Annotated in this window: 18 protein-coding genes; 1 reads left to right on the forward strand and 17 read right to left on the reverse strand. The window is 71.5% G+C overall.

Annotated elements, in window-relative coordinates; genetic code table 11:
• Nucleotides 1-122: 122 nt before the first annotated feature.
• Nucleotides 123-1,385: a beta-ketoacyl-[acyl-carrier-protein] synthase family protein gene (locus KVA01_RS09500; RefSeq protein WP_141269974.1), complete on the forward strand. Its 1,263-nt coding sequence runs from the start codon at nucleotides 123-125 to the stop codon at nucleotides 1,383-1,385.
• A 200-nt stretch (nucleotides 1,386-1,585) separates the two neighbouring features.
• On the opposite strand, the gene KVA01_RS09505 is transcribed toward KVA01_RS09500, so the two are convergent.
• The 17 genes from KVA01_RS09505 to ffh form a co-directional block, all read right to left on the reverse strand.
• Nucleotides 1,586-2,089 (reverse strand): DUF3145 domain-containing protein, encoded by a 504-nt coding sequence (locus KVA01_RS09505; RefSeq protein ID WP_141269976.1) that lies wholly within the window; start codon nucleotides 2,087-2,089, stop codon nucleotides 1,586-1,588.
• A gap of 202 nt (nucleotides 2,090-2,291) precedes the next feature.
• Nucleotides 2,292-3,254: a tyrosine recombinase XerC gene (locus tag KVA01_RS09510; protein ID WP_233438837.1), complete on the reverse strand. Its 963-nt coding sequence runs from the start codon at nucleotides 3,252-3,254 to the stop codon at nucleotides 2,292-2,294.
• A gap of 136 nt (nucleotides 3,255-3,390) precedes the next feature.
• Nucleotides 3,391-4,671, reverse strand: a complete 1,281-nt coding sequence (gene dprA, locus KVA01_RS09515; protein ID WP_068469571.1) for a DNA-processing protein DprA — start codon at nucleotides 4,669-4,671, stop codon at nucleotides 3,391-3,393.
• Nucleotides 4,668-6,227, reverse strand: a complete 1,560-nt coding sequence (locus tag KVA01_RS09520; protein WP_141269978.1) for a YifB family Mg chelatase-like AAA ATPase — start codon at nucleotides 6,225-6,227, stop codon at nucleotides 4,668-4,670. Before KVA01_RS09520 ends, dprA begins: the two co-directional genes overlap by 4 nt.
• A gap of 202 nt (nucleotides 6,228-6,429) precedes the next feature.
• Complete coding sequence (locus KVA01_RS09525; RefSeq protein ID WP_141269980.1) at nucleotides 6,430-7,797, reverse strand: hypothetical protein; 1,368 nt, start codon at nucleotides 7,795-7,797, stop codon at nucleotides 6,430-6,432.
• A gap of 218 nt (nucleotides 7,798-8,015) precedes the next feature.
• Nucleotides 8,016-8,453: a YraN family protein gene (locus KVA01_RS09530; RefSeq protein WP_082810357.1), complete on the reverse strand. Its 438-nt coding sequence runs from the start codon at nucleotides 8,451-8,453 to the stop codon at nucleotides 8,016-8,018.
• A gap of 98 nt (nucleotides 8,454-8,551) precedes the next feature.
• The gene (gene rnhB / locus KVA01_RS09535) at nucleotides 8,552-9,301 is read right to left on the reverse strand and encodes a ribonuclease HII (RefSeq protein WP_068469564.1); all 750 of its coding nucleotides are present in this window, start codon (nucleotides 9,299-9,301) and stop codon (nucleotides 8,552-8,554) included.
• Complete coding sequence (gene lepB, locus KVA01_RS09540) at nucleotides 9,298-10,068, reverse strand: signal peptidase I (protein ID WP_141269982.1); 771 nt, start codon at nucleotides 10,066-10,068, stop codon at nucleotides 9,298-9,300. Before lepB (KVA01_RS09540) ends, rnhB begins: the two co-directional genes overlap by 4 nt.
• Nucleotides 10,069-10,243: 175 nt before the next feature.
• Complete coding sequence (gene lepB, locus KVA01_RS09545) at nucleotides 10,244-10,879, reverse strand: signal peptidase I (RefSeq protein WP_068469562.1); 636 nt, start codon at nucleotides 10,877-10,879, stop codon at nucleotides 10,244-10,246.
• A 64-nt stretch (nucleotides 10,880-10,943) separates the two neighbouring features.
• The gene (rplS, locus tag KVA01_RS09550; protein ID WP_068469560.1) at nucleotides 10,944-11,306 is read right to left on the reverse strand and encodes a 50S ribosomal protein L19; all 363 of its coding nucleotides are present in this window, start codon (nucleotides 11,304-11,306) and stop codon (nucleotides 10,944-10,946) included.
• Nucleotides 11,307-11,484: 178 nt separating this feature from the next.
• A complete protein-coding gene (trmD, locus tag KVA01_RS09555; RefSeq protein ID WP_141269984.1) occupies nucleotides 11,485-12,327 on the reverse strand; it encodes a tRNA (guanosine(37)-N1)-methyltransferase TrmD in 843 nt (280 codons plus the stop codon).
• 3 nt (nucleotides 12,328-12,330) lie between these two features.
• Nucleotides 12,331-12,900, reverse strand: a complete 570-nt coding sequence (rimM, locus tag KVA01_RS09560) for a ribosome maturation factor RimM (RefSeq protein WP_068469556.1) — start codon at nucleotides 12,898-12,900, stop codon at nucleotides 12,331-12,333.
• 139 nt (nucleotides 12,901-13,039) lie between these two features.
• Complete coding sequence (locus KVA01_RS09565; RefSeq protein WP_068469636.1) at nucleotides 13,040-13,282, reverse strand: RNA-binding protein; 243 nt, start codon at nucleotides 13,280-13,282, stop codon at nucleotides 13,040-13,042.
• 2 nt (nucleotides 13,283-13,284) lie between these two features.
• Nucleotides 13,285-13,713, reverse strand: coding sequence for a 30S ribosomal protein S16 (gene rpsP, locus KVA01_RS09570; RefSeq protein WP_141269986.1), 429 nt, complete (start codon nucleotides 13,711-13,713; stop codon nucleotides 13,285-13,287).
• A 212-nt stretch (nucleotides 13,714-13,925) separates the two neighbouring features.
• Entirely contained in the window at nucleotides 13,926-14,750 is an 825-nt protein-coding gene (locus tag KVA01_RS09575; protein ID WP_141269988.1) for a hypothetical protein, read from the reverse strand.
• Entirely contained in the window at nucleotides 14,747-15,241 is a 495-nt protein-coding gene (locus tag KVA01_RS09580) for an NUDIX domain-containing protein (RefSeq protein ID WP_068469549.1), read from the reverse strand. Before KVA01_RS09580 ends, KVA01_RS09575 begins: the two co-directional genes overlap by 4 nt.
• 6 nt (nucleotides 15,242-15,247) lie before the next feature.
• Complete coding sequence (gene ffh / locus KVA01_RS09585) at nucleotides 15,248-16,819, reverse strand: signal recognition particle protein (RefSeq protein WP_141269990.1); 1,572 nt, start codon at nucleotides 16,817-16,819, stop codon at nucleotides 15,248-15,250.
• Nucleotides 16,820-16,873 lie beyond the last annotated feature (54 nt).

Here is a 16,873-nt window from a genome sequence, read left to right on the forward strand (position 1 = left end):
CCCCGGCGCGTGGTGGCGTGTCCCTCGTTCGCACGAGGGACACGCCACCTCCGTCACACCAGGCGGCGGGCCATGTGCGCCCCCTGGAACACCTGCGATCCCGGACACGAGGAAGTGCATACATGTCCCGCAAAGTAGTGATCACCGGCCTGGGCGCCATCACGCCGATCGGTGAGAACGTCCAGAAGACCTGGAAGAACGCGCTCAAGGGCGTGTCGGGCGTCCACGCCCTGACCCAGGACTGGGTGGAGAAGTACGACCTGCCCGTGCGCATCGGCGCCATGTCCCCCAAGCCCTCCGAGGACGTCGTCTCCCGGGTGCAGGCCAAGCGGCTGGACCCCTCGGGACAGCTCTCCGTGGCCGCGGCCCGCGGGGCCTGGACGGATGCCGGGTTCTCCGGCACGGACGCGGACACCAGCGACGAGCTGGACCCCACCCGCGTGGGCGTGGCCTTCGGCACCGGGATCGGCGGCGTCTGGACGCTGCTGGACGCCTGGGACACCCTGATCGAGAAGGGCCCCCGGCGCGTCAAGCCCATGACCGTTCCCATGCTCATGCCCAACGGCAACGCCTCCTCGGTCAGCATGGAGTTCAAGGCCCGCGCCTGCGCCATCACACCGGTCTCCGCGTGCGCCTCCGGCACCGAGGCCTTCTTCCAGGGCTTCAACCTGATCCGTTCCGGCAAGGCGGACGTGGTGATCGTGGGCGGCGCCGAGAGCGCCATCCACCCCATGACCATCGCCGCCTTCAACTCGATGCAGGCGCTGTCCCGCCGCAACGACGACCCCGAGCACGCCTCCCGTCCGTTCGACATCGACCGTGACGGCTTCGTCATGGGCGAGGGTGCCGGTGCGGTGGTGCTCGAGTCCGAGGAGCACGCCAAGGCCCGCGGCGCCCGGATCTACGCCGAGCTCGCCGGTGCGGGTCTCAGCGCGGACGCCCACCACATCACGGCCCCGGCCACGGGCGACGAGGGTGGCCCCGCCCGCGCGCTGCGCGAGGCCATGGTCTCCGGAGACATCGCCCCCGAGGACATCAAGCACGTCAACGCCCACGCGACCTCCACTCCCGTGGGGGACATCCCCGAGGCCGGTGCCCTGCGGGCCGCCTTCGGCTCCGCCGTGGACCAGATGGCCGTGTCCGCGACCAAGTCCATGACCGGGCACCTGCTCGGCGGCTCCGGCGCCGTGGAGGGTGTCCTGACCGTCCTGGCCCTGACCGAGCGCATGGCTCCGTGCACGATCAACCTGGAGAACCAGGACCCGCAGATCGACCTGGACGTGGTCACCACGGCCCGCGAGCTGCCCTCCGGGGACATGGTCGCGATCTCCAACTCGTTCGGCTTCGGCGGGCACAACTCGGTGGCGGCGTTCCGCTCGCTCTGACCGTTCCGCCCGTCCCCCCGGACACGACGAACCCCGGCGCCTCTTGAGTGAGGTGCCGGGGTTCGTCGTTCACGGTGGGCCCTGCAACGGATACAGGGCTGCGCCGTGGTGGTTACCGGGCGCACGGATGTGCGGCGGGCTCGCGGGACCGGCCGGACAGCGACGTCGCGCTCCCCTGGTGGTCGGCCGACGCCGTGTGGTCAGCCGACGCGGTGCAGCCAGCGCACCGGGGCACCCTCCGCCGCGTGGCGGAAGGGCTCCAGCTCCTCGTCCCACGCCTCCCCGAGCGCGAGGGACAGCTCGGTGACCACCGCGGAGGGGTCACCCCCCGCGGACTCGAAGGCGTAGCGGATGCGGTCCTCGCTCACGCAGATGTTGCCGGCGGCGTCCGTGGTGGCGTGGAAGATGCCCAGGTCCGGGGTGAAGGACCACCGGGAGCCGTCGCTTCCCTGGCTCGGGTTCTCGGTGACTTCGAAGCGGATGCGGCCGAGCGTGCGCAGGGCGGAGGCCAGCAGGGCACCCGTCCCGGCGCGGCCGGACCACTCCAGCTCCGCACGGACGCATCCGGGCTCGGCGTTCTGAGGGGTCCACTCGAGATCCGTTCGCCCACGCGACACGGATTCCAGGGCCCACTGGATGTGGGGGCACAGCGCCTGCGGGGCGGAGTGCACGTAGAGCACTCCCCTCGTGGTGGGTAAAGACATAGCCCGCTCCTCCGTTGTGTAGGTACGTCTTCCCCAACGTCCTGCTCGGAGGGCCGGTGCATGTTCCACGGCGCCCGTATGAAGTTTGAGTCGACCGGGAGTCGGGCGGTGCGGATTCGAGGCCGCATGCCGAGACCCAGTCCGTTTCATTGTCCAGCAGGGTGTGCGCCCGGTCAACCCGGGAGTAGTCGGGCGACGAAAGTCAAGCGCGCGGGTGAGCCTGTGAGTAAGCCCTCTTCAGCCGCTCCACGGACACGTGGGTGTAGATCTGCGTGGTGGCCACGGTGGCGTGGCCGAGCAGCTCCTGCACGGAGCGCAGATCCGCTCCCCCGTCCAGCAGGTGGGTCGCGGCACTGTGACGGAGACTGTGGGGTCCGCGGGCGCTCGAGTCCGGGACCGTCTCGAGTGCCGTGCTCACCACGCGACGGGCCACGCGCGGATCGATCCGTGCCCCACGCGCGCCCACGAACACGGCGTCGCCCGCGGCGGGTGCCGCAAGCACCACCCGACGCCGGTCCCACACCGCGAGCGCCTCCCCCGCGGTGTCTCCGTAGGGGATGCGGCGCTGCTTGTCCCCCTTGCCCGTGACGGTGAGGACGTGGTTCGTCTCGTCCACGTGCGCGCGGTCGAGGCCCACGAGTTCGCTGATCCGGGCACCCGTTGCGTAGAGCAGTTCCAGCAGGGCCCAGTCCCGCGCCGCGAGGGCCGCCGACTGCTCGTCCTCGTGCTCGCCGAAGGCGGCGTCCGCGAGGTCGTCGAGCATGGTGGCGAGGGCGGAGGCGCCGACGACGTCCGGGAGGTGCCTGGCGGGGCGTGGACCGCGCAGCCCGGCCGCGGGGTCGTGCCGCAGTCCCTGGGTGTCCACGGCCCAGCGGAAGAACGTGTGGACGGCGGCGATGCCCCGGGACACGGAGCTGCGTGCCAGTCCTCGCTGGTGTCGCTGGGCGAGCCATCCGCGCAGCGCGTCACGGTCGAGCAGGTCGATGGAGTCGACGCCGTTCTTACGCATCCAGTCGGAGAGGTCGGTGACGTCGGCGGCGTAGGACCGGACGGTGTTCTCACTGCGTGAGCGCTCCAGTGCCAGGTAGGCCCGAAACTGCGGGAGGTACGACTCCAGCGGGCCGGGAGGGACGGTCTCTCGCGGGGCTGGACCCCGGTCCGACACGCTGCCCGGCGATTCAAGGGGCCGGGACCGCGGGGAGTCCCCGTCGTTCCGGCGCCCCCGTGGTCCCGGATGCCCCTGCGCTCCAGGGTGCCCCTCTGCTTGCTGGAGGCCCCCGACTCCCCGGTCGGGGCCCTCCTCAGGCGCTCCCGTGGTCCGTGCTCTTGCGTCCATGCGGCGAGCCTACCCGGCGCCATCCGAGCAGCGAGTCCGCCGCGAGGCCCAGCTCCCGGAGGGTGGCGAGCGCGGCGAGCACCTCCCCCGGGCCGAGACCGGACACCCGGCAGATGCGGTCGGGTTCCACATCGGTGTGGAGGGGCAGGGCGTCGAAGACGCGCAGCTGGAGGGGATCCAGGCAGTCCTCCGGGCGGCGGTCGAGGTTCTCGTTCCGGGAGACGGTGTCCCGGGTGGCGTCGTTGCCGAGTGCACCCACGAGTTCGAGGACCTCGGCCCCGTTGCTCACGAGCACGGCGTGGTCCTCCCGCACGAGACGGTGGCAGCCGGCCGAGCCGCCCACGAGCACGTCCCCCGGCACGGCGGCGACCTCCCGGGAGAGACCGGCCGCGTGACGGGCCGTGTTCAGTGCACCGGAGCGCCAGGCGGCCTCCGTGACCACCGTGGCGCGGGACAGCGCCGCGATGATCCGGTTGCGCTGCAGGAAGCGGTACCGGGTGGGCGCGCAGCCGAGGGGCACCTCGCTCAGCACTGCGCCCCGGTCGCAGATCCGTGCCAGGAGCTCGGCGTTGGCCACGGGGTAGAAGCGGTCCACCCCGCAGGCCAGCACCGCCACGGTGGGGGTCGTGGCCGGGGAGACTTCCAGGGCCGTCTGGTGCGCGACGGCGTCGATGCCGTACGCGCCGCCGGAAACCACGCACCAGCCCGCCTCGCTCACCTCCCCCACGATCATCCGCGTAACTGCGGCCCCGTAGGCACTTGCGTGCCGCGACCCGACGACGGACACACCGCGCTCCAGATGCCCCAGGGCCTCCCGCCGACCGCGGCCCCACAGGACGATCGGCTCCTGCAGCCCCAGGTCCGCGAGCTGCTCCGGCCAGTCGGGATCCTCCGGGATGACGGTCCACGCCCCGATCAGCTCCGCGTGGCGGGCATCGACGGCGGGCTCGGCCACCGGCAGCCGCGCACGCCATGCCGCGAAGCGTCGAGCGAGGTCGGGAACCCTTGCCCCCGGCAGGGCCTCACCCGCCGCCCTGCGGTACACGGACGCCAGAGGGGCACTCGGGGCGTCCAGCTCGGTGATGCTGCGCCAGAGCACCTCCGGGCCGAGAGCGCGCAGCAGCACGAGCCCGGCGGTGTCGCTCGGCTCGATCACTCGTGCCAGCCGCACCCGGCAGGCGCGCACGCTGTCACGAAAGGGCCCGGGGGCACGGGTGTCCGGGTGCGCGTCGTACTGGTCGTTCATGAGGTTACCGTCGTCTTGAAGTAGAGGGCCAGTTGCACGTGCTCAGGGGTGGGGACGGTGGCACCGGCCAGGTCCGCCAGGGTCCAGGCGACGCGCAGGACCTTCACGAACCCGCGCGCCGTGAGGGTCTTGCGGTCCATGGCCGCCCGCAGAGGCTCCACGGCCCGGGCACCGGGTGAGAGCCGTCGGTGCAGCAGCGACCCCGGCACGGTGCTGTTGAGCCGGAGCCCCAGGGTGGTGAGCCGCTCGGCCTGGGCGTCCCGGGCGGAGGCAACGCGCGCGGCCACGGTGGCGCTGTCCTCCGGCGGCGCGCCCCCGACGGAGCTGAGCTCCCGGTAGGTGACGGCGGGGACCCGTAGCTGCAGGTCCACCCGGTCCAGGAGTGGGCCGGAGAGTTTGCTGAAGTAGCGGCGTCGTTGCACCGCACTGCACGTGCAGGCTTGCCCCGTGCCTCCCGCGTTGCCGCACGCGCAGGGGTTGGCGGCCAGCACGAGCTGGAACCGCGCGGGGTAGTGCGCGACCGACTGCGCCCGGGCAATGGTCACGGTCCCCGATTCGAGAGGCTGCCGCAGGGCGTCGAGCACGCGCCGGTCGAACTCGGGCGCCTCGTCCAGGAACAGCACGCCACGGTGGGCCAGGGAGATCGCACCGGGCCGGGGCATGCCGCTGCCGCCCCCGCACAGGGCGGGCAGCGTGATGCTGTGGTGCGGCGCCTGGAACGGCGGGCGCCGCACGAGGGCCGAGCACCCGTCGTCACCCCGGAGGGAGTGCACGGAGGTCACCTCGAGCGCGTCGTCGTCCCCGAGGTCCGGCAGGATGCCGGGCAGCCGCTCCGCCAGCATGGTCTTGCCCGCACCCGGCGGGCCGACCATGAGCAGGTGGTGTCCGCCTGCGCCCGCGATCTCCAGGGCCTGACGACCTTCGAGTTGTCCCACGACGTCGGCCAGGTCCGGGGCGGGCACCGGTTCGCCCGCACCCTCCGTTCCATCGGAGCCGGTCGTGACGGCCGGTGGCTGCGGAATGCGCGCCCGTTCCAACAGGACGGGGTCCGCACCGTGGTCCACCAGCAGCTCGGCCAGGTGGCGCGCCGAGCTCACCAAGGCCCCGGAGACGAGTTCGGCCTCCGCGCGGTTCTCCTCCGCCACGACCACGCGGGTCACGCCGGACCGGACCGCGGCGAGCACGGCGGGGAGGACTCCGCGCACCGGGCGGAGGGAGCCGTCGAGCCCCAGTTCCGCGCAGAACACCGTGTCGGACGGGACGCGGACGACGCCCTGGGCGGCCAGCACGGCCATCACCACGGCGACGTCGAAGTGCGATCCCCTCTTGGGCAGCGTGGCCGGAGAGAGATTCACCGTGATCTTGCGGGCAGGCAGCGGGACGCCCGCGTGCCGCGCCGCCGAGCGGATCCGCTCCCTGGACTCGTTCACCGCCTGGTCCGGAAGACCGATGATTGTGAACGCTGGAAGGGACTGACCGATGTCGGCCTCGACGTCCACCACGTGACCGTCCAGCCCCACCAGGGCGACGCTGCGGCTGCGGGCAAACCCGCTCACCGGGCCTCACCCGTTGAGTTCGTGTGAAGGGATCGTTCCACTCGAGAAGTCATGCATCCAGCGTGCCGACGCCCCCGCTCGAAACACTCGGGGAACGAGAGATGTGGAGGATGTTCACCGTGCGGCGAGGCCGCCTCTCGGTGCGCCCTCCCACCGGGAGGTGGCGCTCACGGTGCCTCGGTGAACGGCCACCTCTGCATGGTCAGTTTCGGGCGTCCTTGATCACCGAGACCGGCGTCGCCCAGTCGGAGGGGTCGGTCCGCAGGCCGGCCGGCGACCTCGTCGCGCGAGTTTCCAGGGGTGGGGCCGGGGTCCCGGTGGGTTCCGGAGCGAGGGCCTGCTCGGCAGTGCCGGTCCGGTCCGTCCGGCGCTCGATGGACGCGGGGCTGGCCGAAGAGGAAATCTGGTCCTCTGCGGTCTCCACGAGCGGCAGAGGCATGGCCTGGGTCATCAACCCCGGGACAGGGGTACCCGTCTCGGACGGCAGCGCCGCCAGGGAACCCGCCTCAACGGCGCCCGGCAGCGGTGACTCAACCGCCGGTGCCGTGGGTTCCACCGGGAGGGAGCTCTGGACGTCGGTCACGACCGGAGCCGGCACCTCGGGATCAGGGCCGGCAACACCGGTGGTGGCGGGAGCGGGCGTGCCCGGATCACCGGGTTCGGGCACCACCGGGTCCGGGGGGACAGGATCGGTGGGCACCACGGGGTCGGGGACCACGGGATTGGTTGGCACAGGGTTCGGGACCACGGGATCAGGGTCCACAGGCACCACCGGGTCCGGGGGATCGACGGCGGGGTGGTCCGCGGACGGTGCCGGCGTCGGATCACCGGGATCGACGGGACCCTCCGGATCCTCGGGAATGGCCGTGGAGTCCGGGACAGCGTCCTCCGCCGTGCCGCGGGACGACCCGCCCGCTCCGGACTCGCTCGAGGAGCTCTTCTGCCCCTCGGGGTGCGCCTGCACCGGCGGAACCTCCCGGTCACCGATCTTGGGGATCAGTTCGAGACTCACGAAGTTCTGCGGGACCCGCGAGATGTCCCCCACGAGCAGGTTGGTGTTCCGGTGCCCCACGGCGACGTCACCGGTGGCTCTCGCCCCGGCGTCCCGAAGCCGGGAGGACAGCTTCCGGGCCGCCCCCTCGGTCATCGTGGACCCGTCACGCGCGTGGTAGGTGCCCTGGGTCGCCTTCGGGGTCCACTTCTCGACGGCGCGCGACACGTGCTCGAGCTGGTACGACGCGCCGTCCTGCATCTTGAGCACCAGACGGCTCACGGAGATGGGAGAGCGTCCCTTGCGGTTGTCGATCTCCACGGTGGCGTACGTGGCGCGCCCCACCTTGGCGTCCTGCCGCAGCCGGTCGATCGCCTCGTCCGGGGTGCCCACGGCCGGCAGGGTGATCCGCACGCTCGCGCCGCCGGGGAGCATGGCCCTGAAAGTGCCGGGGTGCAGACTCCCGTCCGCGGTCGAGGGTGAGGCGGAGACGACTGCGGGATCGGCATGATCCGCGCTGTCCCCGCAGGAGACGAGGCACAGGGAAACGGTCAGTGTGAGGACGGAGGCGGAAAGCACGTGGGGAAACCATGAAGCGGTCTTCATCCGACCCTCCGATCATGTCCCGATGCTGCCCCCGACGAGCGCCGCGCACCGACCTTCCCGCACCGGTTCCCCACCCCGCCGGAGGTCCACGGTCAGCGACGCGCTCACGCGCTTCCATCATAGGAGACCGGAGGCGCCTGCTGTGACGTGCATCGCCGAGGACGTCATGCCGAGACATCACGTGGTCCGTGTCAGAGCCACCCCACCGACGCCACGTGCTCCACCCGCGGTGAGGCGCCACGGGGCCAGTGCACCGCGACGACGTCCACCGCCGGCACACCCGGCACCCGGTTTTCCCGCGCCCAGGCCCTCGCGAGCACGTGCAGCCGTCGTAGCTTCTCCGCCCCCACGGCCTCCGCGGGGTGGCCGTAGTCGCTGCCGGAGCGGGTCTTGACCTCGAAGACGGTTACGCGGCCGTCGCGGGAGGCGATGATGTCGAGCTCGCCACAGGGCGCGCCGGGAACGCGGGCGGGACGCCAGTTCCGGTGCAGGACCTCCCAGCCCGAGCGCTCCAGGAGCCCCGCGATCAGCTCCTCCCCCGCACGCCCCACGCCGAGGTGGGGTGCGGGCGGGGACGGAGAGGAGGACGGTGGGGCGGAAGGCGACGGCACGGGTGAGGGAAGAGTCATGGGCCTACTGTGACCGGCCGTGCACGCAGTACCCAGGCCCAGCGGCAGATGTGGAGGATGGATCTCCCGCCCAGGCCGCCCTGGGCATTGGGCCCCGATCAGACCCCCAGGTTCCAGCTGCGCCGATGCTGCGGTGTGACACCGAAGCGTTGCAGTGCGTCCCGGTGGCTGGCGCTGCCGTACCCCTTGTTGCCGTCCCAGCCGTACTCCGGGTGCTCGTGGGCGAGCTGCGCCATGAGGGCGTCGCGCTCCACCTTGGCGAGGATGGACGCGGCGGCCACGCTCACGCACAGGGCGTCCGCCCTCACAAGCGTCCGCACGAGCGGCGGCAGCTCCACGGGGTCCTCGTCCTGCCCCAGGACGGGAGCCACGTCCAGCCAGTTGTAGGAGCCGTCGAGGACCAGTGCGTCCACGGGAGTGCCGGCTGCACGCACGGCGCCGAGGGCGCGCAGGCCCGCCAGGTGCAGGGCCGCGTTGATGCCCACGGCGTCGATCTCCGCGGGCTGCGCGTGGCCCACGGCGCTGCCCGCCGCCCACGAGGCAATGGTGGGTGCGAGTGCCGTGCGCCTCGCCGCGCTCAGCGCCTTGGAGTCGCGGACCCCGTGCCACGGTTCCGAAACCGGGACGCCGGAACCAGTTGAAGATTCAGAAGCAGACGATGACGGTGAGGAGCCGGCCTCGCCACCGGGCACCCAGCGCGCCATGTCCATGACGACCACCCCGACGCTCGCGGGGCCGGCCAGCGCACCGCGTCCGACCTCGTCCATGCCCGCGACGTACCGGGCGCCGGTCCGGGCGAGGTCGCGCTCGACGTCGAGCGTGGGCGCGGGTTTCCGGGCCGGACTCACTTGCCGGCTGCGGGGACGTCCTGGAACGTCTCCTCGGGGTTGTGCAGGAACTCGAAGCGGTCCAGGGGCCAGGCGATGACGAAGGCGGTGCCCACGATGTCCTCGCGCTTCACGAACTCGGTGCCGGTCTCGATGTGGTACCGGGAGTCCGCGGAGGCGTTGCGGTGGTCCCCCAGCACGAAGAACTCGCCGTCCGGCACGGTGACGTCGAACGGGATCTCGGACGGGGACGCCCCCGGGTAGAGGTAGGGCTCGTCCAGGGCCTTGCCGTTGACGGTGACCTTTCCGGAGGCGTCGCAGCACGTCACGTGGTCACCGCCCACACCGATCACGCGCTTGACGAGGGCCTGCTGGCTGCTGTCCGGCAGCAGGCCGACGAACTCGAGGGCGCTCTTCACCGGGTTGCCAGCCCTCTGCGTGCCGGCCGGGAGCCAGCCCTGGGTGTCGTCGAAGACCACGATGTCGCCGCGTTCGATGTTCCCCATGCGACCGTCCAGCACGTTCACGAAAATCCGGTCGTCCAGCTCGAGCGTCGGCTCCATGGACCCGGACGGGATGAAGAACCCGCGGATCAGGAAGGTCTTGGCCACGAACGCGATCAGCAGCGCCAGCACCACCACGACCAGGATCTCGCGGACCGCGCCCCAGCCGGTGGTCGGCTTCTCCTCCCGCCCACGACGACGTCGCGTGCGCCCCCCGCGCGCCTTGGGCACGTCATCGCTCGGGCCGGGGGTGCCCGTCACTTCAGGTTCCTGCTGCTCAGCCACTGCGCGTTCCTTTTCTGTCTGCGGACCCGCCGCCGTGAGGGGCGGTCACCCGGGAGGAGGGTCGTGCTTCCGCGGGACGGGCGCGCGGAACGAGGTGCGTGGACCGCGGAGCCGGCGCCGCGGCGTCGTCGTCACCCGGTCCTCGTCCGGATGCGGCCGAGGCCGTGTCGTCGCCTCACTCGTGCAACGAGCGGGCCCGGCCCAGGGGCCACACCACGCGTTCGGCGGTGCCCACGATCCGTTCCGTGCGTATCAAACCACCGCCGGGGGCACCCAGCAACGAGCGTGAGTCCACCGAGACCCGCCGGTGGTCACCCATCAGCCACACCCGACCCTCCGGCACGTGCACGGTGAAGGGGATGTCGGACGGTCTGTCCCCAGGGTAGAGGTAGTCCTCGTGGAGTTCCTGGCCGTCGACCGTGAGCAGGCCGTCCGCGGAGCAGCACGCCACGGTGTCCCCGGAGACCGCCATGACGCGCTTGACGTAGGCGGTGTCGGAGCCGGTGAGGCCGAGCCAGCGTCCGGCGGTGCGGACCGCCTGCTGGTACCAGGGGTCCGAGGAGTGCAGGGGGTCCAGGGAGCCGCGGCCGTCGAAGACCACGAGGTCCCCGCGCCGGACGTCGTCGCCGGAGACCAGTTTGTCCACGAGTACGCGGTCACCGCCCTCGAGCGTGGGTTCCATGGAACCGGAACCCACCCAGTAGACGTCCGCCACGAAGCCGCGGACCACGGCCGCCAGCACGAGCGCCGTAAGGAGGGAGACGGCCACCACACGCAGCCACCAGCGGCGCGTGGAAACAGGCCTGTTCACGGCGGAGGACCCGGCAGATGCCGGGCCCTCCGCGTGTTCCGTGTGCTGTGGCACCCGGTGAGTCTTACTTGCTCGATGCGCTCGAGTCGCGCTTCTCGCGGATGCGAGCAGCCTTGCCGTGACGGTCGCGCATGTAGTACAGCTTCGCGCGGCGGACGTCGCCGCGGCTCACGAGCTCGATCTTGTCGATGATCGGGGAGTGCACCGGGAAGGTGCGCTCCACGCCCACGCCGAAGCTGACCTTGCGCACCGTGAAGGTCTCGCGCACGCCGGAGCCCTGACGGCCCAGGACGAAGCCCTTGAACACCTGGACACGGGAGCGGTTGCCCTCCACGATGTTCACGTGAACGTTCAGGGTGTCGCCCGGACGGAAGTCGGGGACGTCGTCGCGCAGCGACTTGGCATCAAGCTGGTCAAGAATGTTCATGACGTAACTCCTCGTGATCGCCGCAGGTCTCCCACGTGTGGTCCGCGTCCTGCCCCGTGAGGGGTGGTCACGCTCGAGAGATCCGGTCCGTGCCGCGAAGTGGCCGGTCCGGGTAGTGCGTCGTTGGTCGCTCTCCCCCCTGCGGCAGGGGCGTGCCCGACGCACACACAGCTCGCCATTATGCCATATCGGTGGGCTTCCGTGGCTCCTCGTGGAGCACCTCACGGCGCCAGCCCCGCGCGTTCGCGCCGGTCTCGGGGTGGAAGCCCTGCTCGGCGAGCACCGCGAGGTCCGCGCGGTCCAGCGTGGCGGGGTCCAGCGCGAAGATCATGTCCGGGCGACGCCGCGCGGTGCGTTCCAGCTGCTGGTCCCGGTGCCAGCGCGCGATCCGCCCGTGGTGCCCGGACAGCAGGGTCTCCGGCACGGACCGTTCACGCCACTCGGAGGGCTTGGTGTACACGGGGTACTCCAGCAGACCGCCGGTGTGGGACTCCTCCGCGAGGGACTCGGGATTGCCGATCACCCCGGGGATCAGCCGCGTGACGGCCTCGGTCATGGCGAGCACCGCGACCTCTCCCCCGTTGAGCACGTAGTCGCCCAGGCTCATGGGGCGCACCCGCACCTCGCCGGAGGCCCACTCGAGGAACCGTTCGTCGATGCCCTCGTAGCGACCGCACGCGAAGATCAGGTGCTCCTCGGCCGCGAGTTCGTAGGCGACGTCCTGCGTGAAGACCTCACCGGCCGGGGACGGGACCACGAGCACGGGGGGCGACGCCGCGGCGTCGCCCGGGCCGGCCTGCAGCACGGACTCCAGGGCGAGCGCCCACGGCTCCGGCTTCATCACCATGCCCGCGCCACCGCCGTAGGGGGTGTCGTCCACCGTGCGGTGCCGGTCGGTCGCGAACGAGCGGGGATCGGTGACGGAGAGCTCGAGCAGACCGTCCGTGACGGCCTTGCCGATCAGTGAGAGCCGCAGCGGCTCGAGGTACTCCGGGAAGATGCTCAGGACGTCGATGCGCACGCTCTACTCCGACTCCCCCAGCTCGAGCAGCCCCGGCGGCGGGGTCACCACAACCACGCCGCGGTCCAGGTCCACCTCCGGGACGATCTCCGCCACGAACGGGATCAGCGCCGGGCTGCCACCCTCTGCCCGGGAGACCTCGAGGAGGTCCTGCGCGGAGCCCTGGATCAGGGCGCGGACGGTGCCGATCACGGCGTCGTCACGGGTGGCGTCCACCACGGAGAGGCCGAGCAGGTCGTCCTGGTGCCACTCGTCGTCCTCGAGCTCCAGGTCCGCGACCTCCGCGAACAGCTCCAGGCCGCGCGCGGACTCGGCCGCCGTGCGGTCCCCGATCTCCTCGAAGCGCGCCACGAGCACGTCCTTGTTCCAGCGCGAGCCCACCACCGTGACGGCGTCCAGGCGCAGGGGCCCACGCGCGGCGGCCTGCTGGGCACCGCGCGGGGCCCTGCCCGGCTTCGCCTCCAGCACGGAGCCCGGCGAGAACCGCGCCTCGGGGTCGTCGGTGAACAGCTCCACCGTGACCTCGCCCCGCACCCCGTGCGGCTTGCCGATCCGGGCCACCCGAACGCTCATTGCTCCTCCTCGTGAATTCTCGTGCTGCGTGCTGCGCTCCCACCCTGCGCCCCGCTCACGGGCCCGTGGGACGACCGCGGCCCCCGTTCCTCGCCGAAGCAGGAACGGGGGCCGTGATCTCGTACTGAAAGGTGTTCGCTCAGCGACGACGGTCGGTGTCGACCACGTCCACGCGAACGTTCTCGCCGGAAGCCAGGGCCGAGACGACGGTGCGCAGGGCCTTGGCCGTGCGCCCCGAGCGTCCGATGACGCGCCCCAGGTCCTCGGGGTGCACCCGGACCTCGAGCGTCTCACCGCGGCGGCCCTCACGGGCACGCACGGAGACGTCCTCCGGGCTGTCCACGATGCCGCGGACCAGGTGCTCGAGGGCTTCGGCGAGCATGGTCACTCAGCCTTCTCGGCGTCGTCCTCCGCGGCGGCGGTCTCCTCGGCGGGAGCCTCCTCGGCCTTCTCGGCCTTGGGGGTGATGGCCTCGGGGATGATCACGGAGCCGTTGTCCGGGGCCACGAACTCGCGCTTGGCCTCGGGCTGCTTCAGCGTGCCCTCGGCGCCCGGGAGGCCCTTGAACTTCTGCCAGTCACCGGTGATCTTCATGAGGGCCAGCACGGCCTCGGACGGCTGAGCGCCCACGCCGAGCCAGTACTGCACGCGATCGGACACCAGGTTGATGTACGAGGGGTTCTCAGTCGGCTGGTACACGCCGACCTCTTCGATCACGCGACCGTCGCGCTTCTTGCGGGAATCGACGACCACCACGCGGTAACGGGGGTCGTGGATCTTGCCCATACGCTTGAGACGAATCTTGACTGCCACTTGTGTGGTTACTCCTGTTTCGAATGGATCGGAGATCGCACACACCTGCCCGTGGGGCGGGCGGTCCGTGGACCTCCTGTGGACACGACATCACGCGCGGTGAGAGGGTCCGCACGGTTCGAGTACCCGTCCATTGTGCCACAGCTGTCAACCGACCCGGCACGACGCCGCGCGGTTCCGGCCCGTGGGCCGGGACCCGTTCCGTGCCGGGCTCAGCGGGTTTTGCGCGCCCGCACCGCGGCGTAGAGGGCCGCCTGCACGGCGGCGTCGGAGAGCATCAGCGCGGAGACGGAGCCCAACACCCTGCAGCCGCGGCCACCGCGTGCGGCGAGACCTGCGAGACCCGCACCCACGGCGAGTTCCGCGCCGCCGAGCGCGAGCAGGATCCCCGGACGGCGGACGTACGCCCGCTGCACACGGGAGAGCAGGCCCGAGCCGCTGGGCTCCACGCTCGCGGAGTCGAACAGGGACAGGCCCAGCCCGCGCGGCTCGTGGTGGCTCACACCCTCCACGTCCTCCAGCTCGCGCTGGCCCTCCACGATCTTCGCGGCGATCACGGGCAGCCCGAGCAGCTGCAGCACCGACTCGAGCAGGAGCGGGGAGCTCGGTGTGCGCGCGTAGTTCTCCAGCCTCGCGGTGGCGGCGGGGTCCAGGTCGCACAGGGAAACGATCGACGCCACGGCGGCGGCGTCGGTCTCCGCCGGGCCCCAGCGCAGGGCCGTGGCCTCGGCGAGCTCGTCGAGCTGCGCTCCCCACTCACGCTGGTCGTCCAGCGCGGACAGCGGCGGGCACACTCGCAGATTGCGGCTCTCGCCGTCCGAGGACAGCACCACCGCAAGGCTCTCCGGGTCCCCGGCCGCGGCGAGCGCCACCGGGTCGATGCCGTCCGTGACCAGCACGGCGGACCAGCCGTCGCGGGTCACGGCGGTGAAGGGACGCTGCAGGGCACCGGCGAGGAACGGCAGCTGCGGGGCGTCCACGTGGACGAGCACTGCGGTGCGCTCCTCGCGGGATGCGGTGTCGGGCTGCTCCGTCATGAGCGGCCGCCCCCGTGCATCACGCGCTCCACGACCGTGCCTGTCTCCAGCGCCTCGAGGGCCGCCCGCAGGTGCTCGGCGAGGCTCGCGGGCATCACGGTCTCGAGGTCCTGCGGTGCGACCCAGCGGTAGGATAGCAGCTCCTCCTCCTGGACCGTGATGGGCGTGTCCGAGGGGATCCGGCCGCCGTCGTAGAGGAAGGACACGGAGTCGCCCCACATGCCCATGGCCACCCCGTGGCTCACGGCCAGCAGACGACCCTCCGGCAGGTGCAGCCCGACCTCCTCGACGACCTCGCGGAAGCACCCCGTGCGGGGGTCCTCCCCCGCCTCCACGGTGCCGCCCGGCAGGGTCCAGCCGTCCTTGTAGTTGGGTTCCACCGCGAGCACGCGCCCGTTCTCGTCCCGGATCAGCGCCGCGGAGGCGAGGCGCCGGGTGGGAAGGGTTGCGATGAACTCACGCAGTTCGTCGTCGGGGAGGTACGAGCCCATGGTGTCCTACTTTCCGAGGAACTTCTCGAAGCCCTTGGGCAGGTTCAGCGACTCGGCGTCCAGCTCCTTGCCCTGGCTCCCGAACGCACTGCCCTTCGCGGCCGGCTTCTGCCCGGAGGCGAGCGCGGCCTGCTCCTGCGCGCGCTTGGCCGGGTTGCCGGAGCGGGAGCCCTTCTTCTTGCTCTTGCCCTTCTTGGCGGCTCCGCCACCGCCGCCGCCCATGCCGGGGATGCCGCCGGGCATGCCGGGGACGCCCTTGCCCTGGGCGAGGCGCTTCATCATCTTCTGCGCCTGCGCGAAACGCTCCATGAGCTGGTTGACCTCGGAGACCGAGACACCCGAGCCACGGGCGATGCGCGCGCGGCGCGAGCCGTTGATGATCTTGGGGGCCACGCGCTCGTGCGGGGTCATGGAGCGCACGATCGCCTCCACGCGGTCGATCTCCCGCTCGTCGAAGTTCTCCAGCTGCTCCCGCATGCCGGCCGCGCCGGGCATCATGGAGAGCATCTTCTTCATGGAGCCCATCTTGCGCAGCTGCTGCATCTGCGCGAGGAAGTCCTCGAAGGTGAAGTCCTCCTGGTCGGTGAACTTCTTGGCCATGCGCTCGGCCTCGGCCTTGTCCCACTGGCGCTCGGCCTGCTCGATCAGGGACAGGACGTCGCCCATGTCCAGGATGCGCGAGGCCATGCGGTCCGGGTGGAACTGCTCGAAGTCGTCCACGCCCTCGCCCGTGGAGGCGAACATGATGGGCTTGCCGGTCACGGCGCGCACGGACAGCGCCGCACCGCCGCGGGCGTCGCCGTCGAGCTTGGAGAGCACCACGCCGGTGAAGTCCACGCCCTCGTCGAAGGCCTTGGCGGTGTTGACGGCGTCCTGGCCGATCATCGCGTCGATCACGAACAGGACCTCGTCCGGGTCCACGGCGTCGCGGATGTCACGGGCCTGGTTCATCAGGGCCTGGTCGATGCCCAGACGGCCGGCGGTGTCCACGATCACGACGTCGTAGAGCTTGGAGCGCGCGAAGTCCACGCCGTCCCGGGCGACCTTGACCGGGTCACCCGTGGGGTCGTCGAACTCGGAGGTGGCACCGGGCTCCGGCGCGAACACGGGCACCCCGGCGCGGCGGCCAACCACCTGGAGCTGGGTCACCGCGTTGGGGCGCTGCAGGTCGGAGGCGACGAGCACGGGCTTGTGGCCCTGGTCGGTCAGCCACTTGCCGAGCTTGCCCGCGAGCGTGGTCTTGCCGGCGCCCTGCAGGCCCGCGAGCATGATGACGGTGGGACCGGACTTGGCGAGGTTGATCCGCCGGGTCGCGCCGCCGAGGACGTTCTGCAGCTCCTCGTTGACGATCTTCACAACCTGCTGGCCGGGGTTCAGCGCCTCGGAGACCTCCGAGCCCAGCGCGCGCTCCTTGATGACCGCCGTGAACTCCCGGACCACGGGCACGGCCACGTCCGCCTCGAGCAGGGCCCGGCGGATCTCGCGCACGGTGGCGTCGACGTCCGCCTCGGAGAGCCGGCCCTTGCCGCGCAGGTTCTTGAAGGTCGCTGTGAGCCGGTCGGACAGTGAATTGAACACGGGGTGGTCGCTGCTTTCGTCTGACAACGGATGAATTCAGTGTCCCAGGTTAGC

Source organism: Kocuria varians, from assembly GCF_006539885.1.
Classification (GTDB): Bacteria; Actinomycetota; Actinomycetes; order Actinomycetales; family Micrococcaceae; genus Kocuria; species Kocuria varians.